Raw genomic sequence first — 12,841 nt, 5'->3', positions numbered from 1 at the left:
CGCGTAGATCGGGCATCGACTATCGCAAAAAGGTCGTCATGATCAAACCACTGGATAAATTTCTCGCGGACATCGACCAAGGCGACTGGGACGTTCGCAGCAGCGCGACCGATTACCCGGAAAACTGGTTTATCCAGCCGCACTCCCACGAGAAGCATCAACTGATCTATGCCATCGAAGGTGTGATGGTGGTGCACGCCGCAAGCAGCCAATGGACCGTACCGCCGAGCCGCGGCATCTGGATGCCAAGTGGAGAAGTGCACTCGATTCGCTGTGTGGGGCCGATCAAGATGCGCAGCGTGTTCGTGCACCCCGACGCGAGCCTGGATCTGCCCACCGAAACCCGGGCCGTGAGTGTGTCCGCATTGTTGAGTGAGCTGATCAAGGTCTCGGTCGATTTCGATTTCAACTGCGATCCGGACTCGCGGGAAGCCCGGGTGCTGCGGCTGATTCTGGATGAACTGACGATCCTGCCGACCTTGCCGTTGAACCTGCCGCAGCCCACCGATCAACGCATCAACCTGATTTGTACCGCGCTGCAGCGTAATCCCGGGGATGGCTCGACCCTGTCGGACTGGAGCGCCCGCTTGAGCCTCGACGCCAAAACCATCCAGCGCAGGTTTCGCAAGGAAACCGGCATGACCTTCGGCCAATGGCGCCAGCAAGCACGACTGCTGCTGGCGCTGGAACGAATCGCCGTGGGGGAGAAGATCATCGACATCGCCGGGGAGCTGGGATACGACAGCCCGAGCGCGTTCACGACCATGTTCAAGAAGCAGTTCGGCAAGACGCCGAGTGATTTTTTCAAGTGAGGCGGCCGCCCACGGGACGGCCGCTCGATGCCTGAATCAGCTCAGGACCCTTGCGGCGTTTCACCTCGCGCCAGTCGCGCATTGATGTCTTCGATGACCGCCGGCAGATCGACGATGGTGTCGATCAGATAGTGCGGGCGGGAGCCTTCGAACATCTTGACGATACGCGCCCGTTCGCTGTCCAGCCGGTCGGAGGGCAGGGCCTTGTATTGCTCGTAGGTCAAGCCCAGGGCATTGCCCGAACAGGTCAGCGCCACCGTCCACATCCCGGCGGCCCGGCCTTCGAGAATGCCGGGCCAGGTGTCGTCGACCTTGACGCAGGCGGCGACGTCGCTGATCCCCAGGGCAATCACGTTGGCCAAGGCCTGGGCCGGGTAGGGGCGGCCGTTCGGCACCTCGTCGGTGGCCACCACATGGTCCGCCACGTAGCCATTGTGCCGCGCCAGTTCGACCACTTTTTCCATGACCACGGCCGGGTAACCGGAACAGGAACCGATTTTCAGGCCCTTGTCGCGCAAGGCATCGATGGTGTTAAGCGCGCCGGGAATCAGGGCCGAGTGCAGGGCAATTTTCTCGATCTGCAGCGGCATGAACCGTTCGTACAGTGCGGTGACATCGTCATCGGTCGGCAGGCGATCAAACACCGCACGGTAGCGTTCAGCGATCTGCGGTTGATTGCACAGGGTGCGGATGTGATCCCACTTGCCCATGCCCATCGGCCCCCGAGCCTCTTCCAGCGAAACGGCGACGCCGAACTCGGCAAAGGCCTCGACGAAAATCTGCGTGGGGGCGAAGGAGCCGAAATCGACGACGGTGCCGGCCCAGTCCAGGACCACGGCTTGCAGTTGGGTCGGTTGTTGGTAGTTCATGGTATTTCTCCATTTTTTGTTGTGGGCAGGCCGTCCCTCCTGTCGCCAGGAAGTAGACCTATGGATTGCTCAAGAGTGAGGCGAAATCAGATGGTCGGTGTCGGGCTCGAGTCGAACAGTTCCGCGATCATTGGCCGATTTCGGCGAATGCCCAGGCAGCACAGGTGGTAGTCGATGGAAAACGGGTGATTGACGAAGGTGATCGGTTTGGTACCGGGCGTTTCAGCGTATTCGACCGCCGAGACGAAACCGATGCCGATGCCCTTGGCGATGGCATGCACGATGGCCTCGCGGCTGTTCAACTGCATGACGCAGTTCAGTGCGACGCCCAGGTGCTTGCAGCTTTCCTCCACCAGTTGACGAGTGCGGGAGCTTTTTTCCCGCAGTACCCATTTCTCTTCGCTGATCTGCTCGACATGCACTTCTTTCTGCCGGGCCCATGGATGGTCGTCACGCACCACGGCAATGATCGGGTAGCGTCGGTAAAGCTGCGTGTCAAAACGCTGGTCGAATTCGGACAGGGCCAGGATCGCCACATCGATATCGAAGTTGAACAGGCGATCCAGGGTCTCTTTTTCCGGGGAGAACGAGGTTTCCAGCTCGATGTCGGGATGCCGTTGCATCAGTTCGTAGGTCAGGTTCATGGCAATCGGCGGTGACACCGCGCCCAGGCGCAGCATGCCGGTCTTGCGTTGCTTGAAACTTTGCAGCAATTGCACGGCTTCATCCTCCTGGCCGAACAGGCCCTGGGTGATCGCGTAGAGCTGGTGCCCGGCGGCACTCATTTCGATAAAGCGGCCGCGGCGATGGAACAGCTCCACGGAAAACTTCTTTTCCAGGGCATTGACCTGCTCACTGACCGTGGGCTGGCCGACGCTCAAATACTCGGCGGCGAGGGTGAAGCTGCCGGTCTTGGCCACGGCATGAAATGAACGTAGCCACTTGTGGTACTGGTACATAGACGATCCTGTTCCTGAGCCGCTGCCATTGATTCAATCTGTCTGGCCGGGCCATCAACGCCTGATGAACAGCGCCACCGACGCGCTGCACAGACAAGCCGCGGTGACCACGATGAAGATCAGCGAGGTGTTGCCGGTACTGTCGAGCATACTGCCGATCAGCGGTTCCGCCAGGCCGGCGAACAGGTAGGACGAGAAGTTCATCACACCGGTCGCGGTGCCGGCGCGTTTGGCGCCGACCAGGTCCGGGCATAGCGCCCAGAAGCTGGAGGCGGGGCCGTACACGAAGAAGCCGCAGAGAAACAACGCCACAAGGCCGGTTGCGCTGTGGGGGGCAAGGGTCCACATCCACAAGCTGGTCGCTGCACCGAGGAACATGTAGAGCATGATCGCCAGATAGCGTTTGGAGCCGAACAGTTTGTCCGAGATCCAGCCGTTGCTCAGTGCACCTATGGCCATGCCGACGGGAAGGGCCACGGTGATCCACTTCGGATCGATCATGCTGTCGCCGGTCTTCCAGTTGGCGCCCAGGAAGTGCACCGGCACCCAGACGATCAAACCGTAGCGGGCGGCGTTCTGGAAACCCAGGGACACGGCGGCGATGATCAGGCGGAAGTTTTTCAGAACAGCCTTGTAACGCTGCGCGGAAGTTTCGACTTCGCCTTGGGCCACTTCATGGCTTTTGTCCTCGGCGTTGGCCACACCGGTGTCGGCAGGCGGTTCGAAACCCAGGTCCTGCGGACGCTCGCGGGCCACCAGGTAGAAGATGATGCCGCCGGCCAGCATGAGCAATACGGGCAGGCGGAAGATCCAGCGCCACTCCAGATGCATCACTTCCAGCACGACGATCGAGGTCACGTAGGACAGTACCGACGCGCAGCCGGCCGCGAACACATAAAAGCCGTAGACCTTGCCGCGTTCGCCCGCGCTCCACCAGTTGGAGATCAGCCGGCTGCCCGGTGCCCAGCCCAATGCCTGGAAGTAGCCATTGATGCCCCAGGGCAGGATCAGCCCGGCAAAACCGCTGGCGAAACTGGTCACCCAGTTGGCGCCGCAGGACAGCACGGCGCCCAGGGTCATGATGCGTCGACCACCGAACTTGTCGGCGAGGTTGCCGTTGATGGCCTGGCCAATGGCGTAGGCCCAGAGCATGGCGGCCGATGCCCAGCCAAGGTGCTCTTTGGTAAAGCCGAACTCGGCCTGGATACCGGGAATGGCGAAACCGAACGTTTGTCGCCCGGTATAGAAAAACAGATAGCAAAACATGGCTGCCAGCAGCATGCGCCACTGGGCGACGCGAAACGATGCGGTATGTACGGCGAGACCTGGCATGGCTTGGGCACGATTCATGATCTTTTCCTTATTCTTGTTCGGTCCCTGCGAGTTGCATCGCAGGGTGCACTCTTTTTCAGGTGCGGCAGGAAATCGTCGCGGCTCGTTACGCCGCTGGCAGTGTAGTGTCTTTGGGGGCTGGCGAGCCCTAGGCCGCTCGTGCGCCGATGAAGTTCTTGCCGCGTGCGCCCTGCAGGGCGAAATCGATCATGGTCTGGGCCTCTTCGGCCGTCACGCCATAGTCGGCGAACTCGGTTTTCACCTCCAGGCTGTGCAGGAAGGCGCGCAAACGGGCCTGGGCTTTATCCAGATCTGGCCCGAAAACCCGTTGCAGGGTCTTGTCGCGCGTCGCGTCGTGGCCCCAGGCCAGGCCCAAAACCAGTGGCAGGGTGAAGGAGCAGGCGATGCCGTGGGGCAGGCCGTAGCGCAAGGTCATCTCATAGGAGATGGAGTGGGCCAGTGCGGTCTTGGTGTTGGAGAACGCCATGCCGGCCTTGAGTGCGGCCAGGGCCATCCGTGAGCGCAGTTCCTGGCTGGACAGGTCCCGCCGCAGCAAGGGCAGGCATTCGAGGATGTCCTCGATGGCAGAGATGGCGAAGGTGTCGGAAAGCGGGTTGGCGTTGATGTTCCAGATCGACTCCAGTGCGTGGGACAGTGCATCCAGCCCGGTGGAAACGGTGACGCTGGCCGGCACCGTGAGCATCAGTTGCGGATCGATGATGGCGACACTTGGCCAGGTGCAGTCCAGGTGCAGCGAGTATTTTTTGTGATTGGCCGCGTCCCAGATCGTCGCCCAGGGCGTGACTTCACTGCCGGTGCCTGCCGTGGTCGGGGCTGCGATCAGCTGTTTACTGCGAACCGGAACGAAGGGTTTACCGCTGGCCAGCAAGGCCAGCAGCTCATCGAAGCGACCTGATTCGGTGCCGACAATCAGCGCCTTGGCAGTATCGATCGCACTGCCGCCACCGACGGCAATCACCACCTGGCAATCGCCGGCTTCTTGCCAGAAGCGTTCATAGGTCGCGCGAAGTTGCGCGACATCGGGGTTGGGCTGGACATCTTCAATCACGTAGACCAGGCGTTCGCCCAGCAGCGCTTGAAGGCGATCCACCAGCCCCAGGCCACGGGCTTCGGGAAAGGTCACGACGGCAACGTTCTGGTGTTCGGTGATGGCGGCAAGCTCTTGCAGGCTGCCCCAGCCGAAACGGGTATCCACTGGATTGTGAAATCGGGCGGTCATGGCGGGTCCTTGTTTTTGTTGTTGGAAGTGACGCCATGCTCGCGGTCCACGGACGGCTGCACAAATCGATAATTCGCAGGTTTGAATCGGCTGGGCCGATAATGGCCGGTGGGCGAAGTCGTTATGCGTTTATTTGAACGGATCACTTTTACCGTGCGGGTGCGCACAGTGACTGATGCGCTGGTACGCATCGAGGCAGAGTTGGCGAAGCCGGAAGTCGGCGGGGTGTTGATGGGCTGCTGGGCCTCGGAAATCGGCCAGTTGAACCAGATTGCCGTGCTGCGTGGCTACGCCGACGAACACCTGAGGCACGCGGAGCGCGAGCGCTACCTGCCCGCGACGTTCTCGCCCTTGCAATGACCCGGGTGTGGCTCGATCGGGGGCCTCAGAAACGATCCAGCCGGTACGGGGCCGTCGCTGGCAGACCATGAGGCTGGGCCACGAGCAGCCGTCCGGGCTGGATTAGCGACGGACCGCCAATGGCCCTGTAAACTGGCCGCGCACAAGGCGCCAGCCTCATCACTTCAAGCAAGAGAGTCCCCATGGCAAACCACGACCTGACCTTTACCCCCGATCCTGATGCGGATTCGATTTCCTCCGACGTCGTCGGTTTCGGCGGTGTGCTGGTCTCCACCCAGATCCCCACCCGCGCCGACGGCAGCCTGGAACTGGGCGACATCACCCTGCAAAGCGAATGCACCCTGCAAGCACTGAAGGTCGCGCTGGAGCGTGCCGGCAGTTCCATGGACCGCGTGATGCACCTGACCATCTACCTCACCGACATGGCCGACCGCGCTGCGTTCAATGAGGTCTACAAGCGCTACTTCGCCAAGCCATGGCCGGTGCGCGCCGCTGTCGGGGTTGCCGCGTTGGCGGTGGAAGGCATGCGTGTGGAAGTGACCGCGATGGCGGCCAAGGGCTGAGTCTGCAAAAAATGTTACAGCCACCTCTGTCCAGCACTGAGGTGGCTGTAGGGTGAAGCTCGTTTTGATAAGGATGTTTAACGAATTTGTAGCATGCCTCAATGGTTTTTTATATAAAGCTAGCTTGCAGGCACTCCTGAATATCAAAGTCAAAGTGGGCCAGTAGCCTCTAAAATGACAATTCCATGTGTTATTTTATATATGGTTCCGTTATTTTTTGTCTCTACATCAAATATTGCCTCAAATATTTTTTTTTCACTGTTTCGTTTTATGGTGATTTCACCTTTGGTTGCATGGTTGAACTCGCCATTCATTATGTCGGTAATATGTACACCGTTTTGCTCCTGTGGAACTACAGGATGCTTGCCGTCTTCTATGTCTCTGGGAAAAACAATCGAGATTTGTTCAAATACGCCGGCAGCCTCATAGCGACCAATGACGCTAATCGAACGCTCGGTTAAGGACGCGTAAATGAATGTGTTTGCCGAGTAGTATGTTCCGAGAAGAGGGTGCGGGGGGGTGTAGGTCGCCTGAAATGTCGGCACTACCACGCTTTTTGCACCAGCGCTTGACATGGTTTCTTTATCAATATCAAGGGAAGCATAGTATTTATCTTCAATGTTATTCATGAGAAGTTTTCTCTAATGGGTAAATGTGGACTAACCAAGATCGCTTTGTGGGATAGCGCGATCCTTTTTGAACTTATCCGTTGTCTCCTGAAGAATCTACTGTCAGATATGACAGTTGCTTAGCGATATAATATGTGCTCGGTACCAGTCGTCAGAATCAGCGCATAGGTGTCGTTCGAGCGTTTCGCCGCTACAATGCATGCCTCGACCGTGACAAGCCTGACTAAAAAAATTATGTCTTTGCCCAAACATCACCTGGAATTGCTCAGCCCTGCCCGCGATGTCGCCATCGCCCGCGAGGCCATCCTGCATGGCGCCGATGCCATCTACATCGGTGGCCCGAGCTTCGGCGCCCGCCACAACGCCTGCAACGAAGTGAGCGATATCGCTGAACTGGTGGAATTCGCCCGTCGTTACCACGCCCGGGTGTTCACCACCATCAATACCATCCTGCACGACAACGAACTGGAGCCGGCCCGCAAGCTGATCCACCAGTTGTACGACGCCGGCGTCGATGCGCTGATCGTCCAGGACATGGGTGTGATGGAGCTGGACATTCCGCCGATCGAACTGCACGCCAGTACCCAGACCGACATCCGCACTCTGGAGCGGGCCAAGTTCCTCGATCAGGCCGGCTTCTCGCAACTGGTGCTGGCCCGCGAGCTGAATCTCCAGGAGATCCGCGCCATCGCCGACGAAACCGACGCGGCCATCGAGTTCTTTATCCATGGCGCGTTGTGCGTAGCGTTTTCCGGTCAGTGCAACATTTCCCACGCGCAAACCGGGCGCAGCGCCAACCGTGGCGACTGCTCCCAGGCCTGCCGTCTGCCGTACACCCTCAAGGACGAAAAGGGCGGGGTGATCGCTTACGAAAAGCACCTGCTGTCGATGAAGGACAACAACCAGAGCGCCAACATCCGCGCCCTGGTCGAGGCCGGCGTGCGTTCGTTCAAGATCGAGGGCCGCTACAAGGACATGGGCTATGTGAAAAACATCACCGCCTACTACCGCCAGCGCCTCGACGCCGTGCTCGAAGACCGTCCGGACCTGGCCCGCGCCTCCAGCGGCCGCACCGCGCACTTCTTCCTGCCCGACCCGGAAAAAACCTTCCACCGTGGCAGCACCGATTATTTCGTCACTGACCGCAAGATCGATATCGGTGCCTTTGACTCGCCGACCTTCACCGGTCTGCCGGTGGGGGTGGTGGAGAAAGTCGCCAAGCGTGACATGCAGGTCGTGACGCACGAGCCGCTGTCCAACGGCGACGGCCTCAACGTGCTGGTCAAGCGTGAAGTGGTGGGGTTCCGCGCCAACATCGCCGAACCCAAAGGCGAATTCGAGGAGGACGGCGAGAAGCGCTATCGCTATCGCGTCGAGCCCAACGAGATGCCGGAGGGGATGTACAAGCTGCGCCCCAACCATCCGCTGAATCGCAATCTCGATCACAACTGGCAACAGGCGCTGCAAAAGACCTCCGCCGAGCGTCGCATCGCCCTGAGCTGGGTCGCTCGCCTGCGTGAAGAGCAGCTGGAACTGACCGCTACCAGCGAAGAGGGCATCAGCGCCAGCGTCACCCTGGCCGGCCCGTTTGGCGCCGCCAACAAGCCGGAACAGGCGCTGGAGCAATTGCAGGATCTGCTCGGTCAACTGGGCACAACGCAGTACCACGCCATCGACATCAAGTTGGACGCGCCGCAGGCGTACTTCATTCCGAACTCGCAGCTCAAGGCCTTGCGCCGTGAAGTGATTGAAGCCTTGACCGCAGCGCGGATTGCCGCCCACCCCCGTGGCAGCCGCAAGGCCGAGACCACGCCGCCGCCGGTGTACCCGGAGTCGCACCTGTCGTTCCTGGCCAACGTCTACAACCAGAAGGCCCGCGACTTCTATCACCGCCACGGCGTCAAGCTGATCGACGCGGCCTACGAGGCCCACGAGGAAACCGGCGAGGTGCCGGTGATGATCACCAAGCACTGCCTGCGTTTCTCCTTCAACCTGTGCCCGAAACAGGCCAAGGGCGTGACGGGCGTGCGCACCAAGGTCGCGCCGATGCAATTGATCCACGGCGATGAAGTGCTGACACTGAAGTTCGACTGCAAGCCCTGTGAAATGCACATCATCGGCAAGATGAAAGGCCACATCCTCAACCTGCCGCAACCGGGCAGCGTGGTCGGTCACATCAGCCCCGAAGACCTGCTCAAGACCATCCCGCGCGCACCGCACTGAGTGACTGGTGAGTGCGCCGCAACGGCGCGCTCACCTGTTCCGGCTTGAAACCTGCTTTTGCTGAAGTCTGGACGCTGGCGACAAACCTGGAGCTGGCGGTCGACACTATCCGCAGGTCTCGGCGACGGCCTTTTCAGCGCGTTTGAATTCCTGTTTGACGTCGGTGGGGATGCGCTGCTTTTTCATTTCCTGACCGAGGAAGGGTTGTTCGCCTCGGGACTGGACCTCTGCGTCCTCGGCGGTTATCTGCGCCTCGATGGCAGCGGCGTGCCTGTCGATGACGGCATCGACCTCGGCTTCATTTTTGGCCGTATCGAGCGCTAAAACCAACTGGCCGGCCTCGGCTTTTTCGGCTTCGGCATAGGCTTCGACCGTCAACCCGGAGGCCAACGCTCGCGTCTGGGTTTCCAGGCGATTGAGATGCTCGCGGGCGGCCTTGCAGACCGCTTCCTGTCGCTGGCTCTGGATGTGTTCCCAGGTGTTCAACCCATAAATCGCGGTCCCGAGTACCAGAAGGGTTGCAGCGGCCCCCATTAATTTGCCTTTCACTTTTGGCGCCCTCAAATGGCAAGGGAAGGGTGTTGCACAAACGATTCCCGATTCAATTCGAGTAAAGAAAAGCGTAGCAGAGCTGTTCGGGGTGAATGTGCGCCGATAACTCCCCGAGATTCGGCTCAACACTAAGCACCTGTTTTAATGAACAATTTTTTTTGTTTGGGCTTCCCAGACGAGGAAAATGTTGGTAAATTTGCGCCCACTCTTGCAGCGGCCCTCAGGGACCAGTCGCGAGAGCAGGCAACAGGTCTTGTTGCCACTCAAGAAAGCGAGTGCCAGGCACTCATCGCAACAGATACAGGGGCGTCGCCAAGCGGTAAGGCAGCAGGTTTTGATCCTGCCATGCGTTGGTTCGAATCCAGCCGCCCCTGCCATTTTTTATTCCTGCCTAATCAGATAACACTCGACCGACGGTTATTATTCGTCGATTCGTTGTTTTTTTGCCTCCCGTTCCCCCGTCTACCACTACCGAAAGCACTCCGGGATGGCCTCGGCAAACGGATACAAGGCAAAATACGGCCGTGCCTCGTCGATCACCCGCTTGACCGAGGGCCTTTGTGTCAACCTGTCAAAATACGCACTCAAGTGGTGGTGATCGGCGGCAAAGGGTACGAGGGTGCTGGCGTAGAACAGCGCCGGGGCGGCGGCGCAATCGGCCATGCTGAATGCGGGGCTGGCTGCCCAGGTGTTGGCGGCCAACTGGCGTTCAAGCATGCCGTACGCCGTTGTCAGCGCGGCGCGTTCGCGGGTCAGGTCGCCGTTTGCGGCATGGATTCGGTCGGCGACGATCTTCTGCATCGGCACCTGGACATGCAGGTCGAAAAAGCGATCCCACAGGCGGACTTCCAGCGCGGTTTCCCAATCATCCGGAATCAGGTGTGCCTGGCCGGGATGGAGCCGGTCCAGGTACTCAATGATCACACTCGACTCCGGCACATTCTTTTGCCGGGCGTGATCGCGCAGCACCGGAAACTTGCCGATCGGCCACAGCGTTTGAAGCTCGGCCCGGTCAGCCTCGTTGCCCAGGTCGATGATCCGTTTTTCAAACTCGATTTCCAGTTCATAGAGCGCGATCAGCGTTTTGTGGCAGAACGACGAGAGCGGATGGAAATAAAGAGTCAGTGACATCCTTCTATTCCTCGGTGAGATGGAAAGCACTTGATTATCGGTCGCCATTGGCCAATGCGCGAGGTGTTCCAGCCTGAGGTCCGGCGCCTGCTGTTTGGGTTAGAGTGCAGGTCTTCTGGCCTGAACTTCAGGCATGGTATCGAGAAGACGCAAGCCTTGTGCTCGCAAATGCGCTCCCGAAGGAGCGCCATGGTGAGGCGCGGAAGATCACCGATCCTGAAGGTGTGGGTTCGCGTTCAGCGCCGCCCGGCAACTGGCTTTGAGTGCCCGCCCCCGTGACGCCGCATTGGCCCGGTAAGAGACGTGGCCGCGCAGACGGTCTTGCACCGCACTGCTGTCGCCACCACCACCCGGGACGCCCCAGGTCACGACACGCCCGTCGGAGGTGAGGGCGGCAAAACCGCAAACGTTGCTGTAAAGCGCCTGTACGTTGGTCAGTTGGTCGACCACCGTTGAAGTATTGCCTCCGTAGTAGCTATTCCCCCAAGCTACCACCGTGCCGTTTTTACGCAAGGCGGCGAACGCCCTATATGTACCGCACACCTGTACAATGTCGTCCAGATCGGCAATGTCGCCAGGTACTGTTCCTCCGAATGATGGGTTCCCCCAGGCTACGACACGGCCATTGCCACGGCGAGCGGCGAATGCGCTAGCAGTGGCGCTGACGTCCACGATGTCGGTCAGTGCTCCTATCTGCGGGGCAATCGTGCCACCGTTCTCTGCTCTGCCCCAGGCGATAATCTGGCCGGTGGCGCGTCGTGCGGTAAAGGCATGAATGGTGGCGCAACCCAGCTCAATGATGTCGGTCATGGCGGCGATGTTGTCCGGCAATTTCCCGCCTGACTCTTCGTTGCCCCAGGCGACGAGGCTGCCGTTGGCGCGAAGTGCTGCAAATGCACTGTAGTTGCCAATGATGGTCTCGAGATCGGTGAGCCTGGCAATGTCTTCTGGCACCCGACCGCCAAGTTCTGCGAGTCCCCATGCCAGTACATGGCCGGTTGTTCGCTGTGCGACGAATGCGCTACCTGCGGCGACAACCCTGACAACGTCATTCAGTGCAGCGATTGGCGCAGGAACGGCGCCGCCGCTATTAGGACTTCCCCAGGCCACCACGTGTCCCGTGGTTTTGAGGCCGGCAAACGCCCCGCCGTTACCGACAACTTCAACAAAGTGATCGGGCAAGACCCCGGTCATGTCCCCGCCAAGTCCGGCTGATCCCCACGCCACGACCTCACCATCCGCCCGGCGTGCCGCAAAGGCCCTAGCGGTGCCGCTCACCTCAACGATGTCGTTGAGGGTGATGATGGGAGAGGGAATTGTTGCACCGTAGGTATCACTGCCCCAGGCGACGACATCCCCCGCATCGCGAAGCGCAACAAACGCAGCCTGGTCGAATATGTGTTCACCGTTACCGATGATGTTGGCCGGATTCAGCGTGAGCTGATCATCGCCGGTACGAACCTGCAGCGGCTCCTGCGGTTTGCTATCGCGCCAGGTGGCTGCCGTTGTCCAGTCGCTGTCGCCGGGGTATTTCCATTGCGCCTGCACCGGCTGATCCGTTGTTTTGTTGAAGGCACTCAACACCTGCGAGGAACGGGACGCCGTCCAGATACTGCGGATATTGCGCGCACCCATGACCTTCAGATTGCCCGAACCAATCACCCTGCGCACATCGTAAACGCTCGGATCAGCCGGGCCATCGGTGCCCCCGGCTTTGCGCGCGATGGAATAGCTGAGGCTAATGCTCGAGTCTACGTTGTCGGCGATCACCGAATACGCCACTTTGATGGTCTTCAGTTCCTTGTCGGCCTCCTCTGGCTGGACCCGGTGGGTATAGGTAGTGACGGTTTTACCTTGCACCTGCACGGTGATGAAGTCATCGGTTTTCAGCAGGGCTGTCTGGGCAATCACGACAGTGGCGCCCAGAGGGTACACATCGTCCGGGTTCAGTAGGTCGTTGCCGGCACCGGTGGCTTCCCAGAAGGTGGCCACGGGTAGCTTGAAGGCCTTGATCGTATAGACCTGATCCGCGAACACCAGCGCATTGGCCTCGACATTGCTTTTATCCAGCGCGGCCTTGAAGCTCAGCGTCAAGCGGCTGCCGTCGGCCAATTCATTGAAGTAGCTTTTGGCGACCGGTCTTGGCCAGTATTTTTGCGCGAACCAGGTGC

General features: G+C 59.7%; 11 protein-coding genes, 1 tRNA gene and 1 pseudogene. 5 read left to right on the top strand and 8 right to left on the bottom strand.

The features are described 5' to 3' along the window. The first annotated feature begins 38 nt into the window (after positions 1-38). On the top strand, positions 39-812 hold the full coding sequence (locus BSF44_RS24470) for a helix-turn-helix domain-containing protein (protein ID WP_095945694.1): 774 nt from the start codon (positions 39-41) through the stop codon (positions 810-812). Between the two features lie 41 nt (positions 813-853). On the opposite strand, the gene phnX is transcribed toward BSF44_RS24470, so the two are convergent. The 4 genes from phnX to psrA form a co-directional block, all read right to left on the bottom strand. Continuing rightward, positions 854-1,681 (bottom strand): phosphonoacetaldehyde hydrolase, encoded by an 828-nt coding sequence (gene phnX / locus BSF44_RS24465; RefSeq protein WP_007980567.1) that lies wholly within the window; start codon positions 1,679-1,681, stop codon positions 854-856. Between the two features lie 86 nt (positions 1,682-1,767). Beyond that, positions 1,768-2,640, bottom strand: a complete 873-nt coding sequence (locus tag BSF44_RS24460) for a LysR substrate-binding domain-containing protein (RefSeq protein ID WP_095945693.1) — start codon at positions 2,638-2,640, stop codon at positions 1,768-1,770. A 54-nt stretch (positions 2,641-2,694) separates the two neighbouring features. Beyond that, on the bottom strand, positions 2,695-3,990 hold the full coding sequence (locus BSF44_RS24455; protein ID WP_095945692.1) for an MFS transporter: 1,296 nt from the start codon (positions 3,988-3,990) through the stop codon (positions 2,695-2,697). A gap of 130 nt (positions 3,991-4,120) precedes the next feature. Beyond that, entirely contained in the window at positions 4,121-5,212 is a 1,092-nt protein-coding gene (gene psrA, locus BSF44_RS24450) for an iron-containing alcohol dehydrogenase PsrA (RefSeq protein WP_095945691.1), read from the bottom strand. Between the two features lie 123 nt (positions 5,213-5,335). Between psrA and BSF44_RS24445 the strand changes: the two are divergent. Then, a pseudogene (locus BSF44_RS24445) lies at positions 5,336-5,545 on the top strand (NIPSNAP family protein); the annotation flags it as partial. Between the two features lie 209 nt (positions 5,546-5,754). Next, the gene (locus tag BSF44_RS24440; RefSeq protein ID WP_095945690.1) at positions 5,755-6,135 is read left to right on the top strand and encodes a RidA family protein; all 381 of its coding nucleotides are present in this window, start codon (positions 5,755-5,757) and stop codon (positions 6,133-6,135) included. A 149-nt stretch (positions 6,136-6,284) separates the two neighbouring features. On the opposite strand, the gene BSF44_RS24435 is transcribed toward BSF44_RS24440, so the two are convergent. After that, the gene (locus tag BSF44_RS24435; protein WP_095945689.1) at positions 6,285-6,764 is read right to left on the bottom strand and encodes a hypothetical protein; all 480 of its coding nucleotides are present in this window, start codon (positions 6,762-6,764) and stop codon (positions 6,285-6,287) included. A 234-nt stretch (positions 6,765-6,998) separates the two neighbouring features. Here BSF44_RS24435 and BSF44_RS24430 point away from each other — a divergent pair, with 234 nt between their 5' ends. Beyond that, positions 6,999-8,987, top strand: coding sequence for a U32 family peptidase (locus BSF44_RS24430; protein ID WP_095945688.1), 1,989 nt, complete (start codon positions 6,999-7,001; stop codon positions 8,985-8,987). Between the two features lie 105 nt (positions 8,988-9,092). Here BSF44_RS24430 and BSF44_RS24425 read toward each other — a convergent pair whose 3' ends face one another. Beyond that, positions 9,093-9,521 carry a hypothetical protein gene (locus tag BSF44_RS24425; protein ID WP_095945687.1) on the bottom strand — a complete coding sequence of 143 codons (429 nt, stop codon included), beginning with the start codon at positions 9,519-9,521 and terminating at the stop codon, positions 9,093-9,095. Positions 9,522-9,841: 320 nt separating this feature from the next. Between BSF44_RS24425 and BSF44_RS24420 the strand changes: the two genes are divergently transcribed. Then, a tRNA-Gln gene (locus BSF44_RS24420) sits at positions 9,842-9,916 on the top strand. Between the two features lie 91 nt (positions 9,917-10,007). Here the strand turns inward: BSF44_RS24420 and BSF44_RS24415 are convergent. Both BSF44_RS24415 and BSF44_RS30425 read right to left on the bottom strand, forming a co-directional pair. Beyond that, positions 10,008-10,670, bottom strand: a complete 663-nt coding sequence (locus tag BSF44_RS24415) for a glutathione S-transferase family protein (RefSeq protein ID WP_095945686.1) — start codon at positions 10,668-10,670, stop codon at positions 10,008-10,010. A gap of 207 nt (positions 10,671-10,877) precedes the next feature. Continuing rightward, positions 10,878-12,841: RCC1 domain-containing protein (locus BSF44_RS30425; protein WP_371918295.1), on the bottom strand; the 1,964-nt coding region annotated here is incomplete at its 5' end.

Source organism: Pseudomonas sp. ACN8 (genome assembly GCF_002303925.1).
Classification (GTDB): domain Bacteria; phylum Pseudomonadota; class Gammaproteobacteria; order Pseudomonadales; family Pseudomonadaceae; genus Aquipseudomonas.
This window is presented reverse-complemented; position numbering and strand designations above follow the sequence as displayed.

What these genes read in the sequence shown, in the direction of transcription:
- BSF44_RS24455 (WP_095945692.1), bottom strand. Translation starts at nt 3,990, where the DNA reads ATGAATCGTGCCCAAGCCATGCCAGGTCTCGCCGTACATACCGCATCG.
- BSF44_RS24430 (WP_095945688.1), top strand. Translation starts at nt 6,999, where the DNA reads ATGTCTTTGCCCAAACATCACCTGGAATTGCTCAGCCCTGCCCGCGAT.
- BSF44_RS24440 (WP_095945690.1), top strand. Translation starts at nt 5,755, where the DNA reads ATGGCAAACCACGACCTGACCTTTACCCCCGATCCTGATGCGGATTCG.
- BSF44_RS24415 (WP_095945686.1), bottom strand. Translation starts at nt 10,670, where the DNA reads ATGTCACTGACTCTTTATTTCCATCCGCTCTCGTCGTTCTGCCACAAA.
- BSF44_RS24470 (WP_095945694.1), top strand. Translation starts at nt 39, where the DNA reads ATGATCAAACCACTGGATAAATTTCTCGCGGACATCGACCAAGGCGAC.
- psrA (WP_095945691.1), bottom strand. Translation starts at nt 5,212, where the DNA reads ATGACCGCCCGATTTCACAATCCAGTGGATACCCGTTTCGGCTGGGGC.
- BSF44_RS24425 (WP_095945687.1), bottom strand. Translation starts at nt 9,521, where the DNA reads ATGGGGGCCGCTGCAACCCTTCTGGTACTCGGGACCGCGATTTATGGG.
- phnX (WP_007980567.1), bottom strand. Translation starts at nt 1,681, where the DNA reads ATGAACTACCAACAACCGACCCAACTGCAAGCCGTGGTCCTGGACTGG.
- BSF44_RS24435 (WP_095945689.1), bottom strand. Translation starts at nt 6,764, where the DNA reads ATGAATAACATTGAAGATAAATACTATGCTTCCCTTGATATTGATAAA.
- BSF44_RS24460 (WP_095945693.1), bottom strand. Translation starts at nt 2,640, where the DNA reads ATGTACCAGTACCACAAGTGGCTACGTTCATTTCATGCCGTGGCCAAG.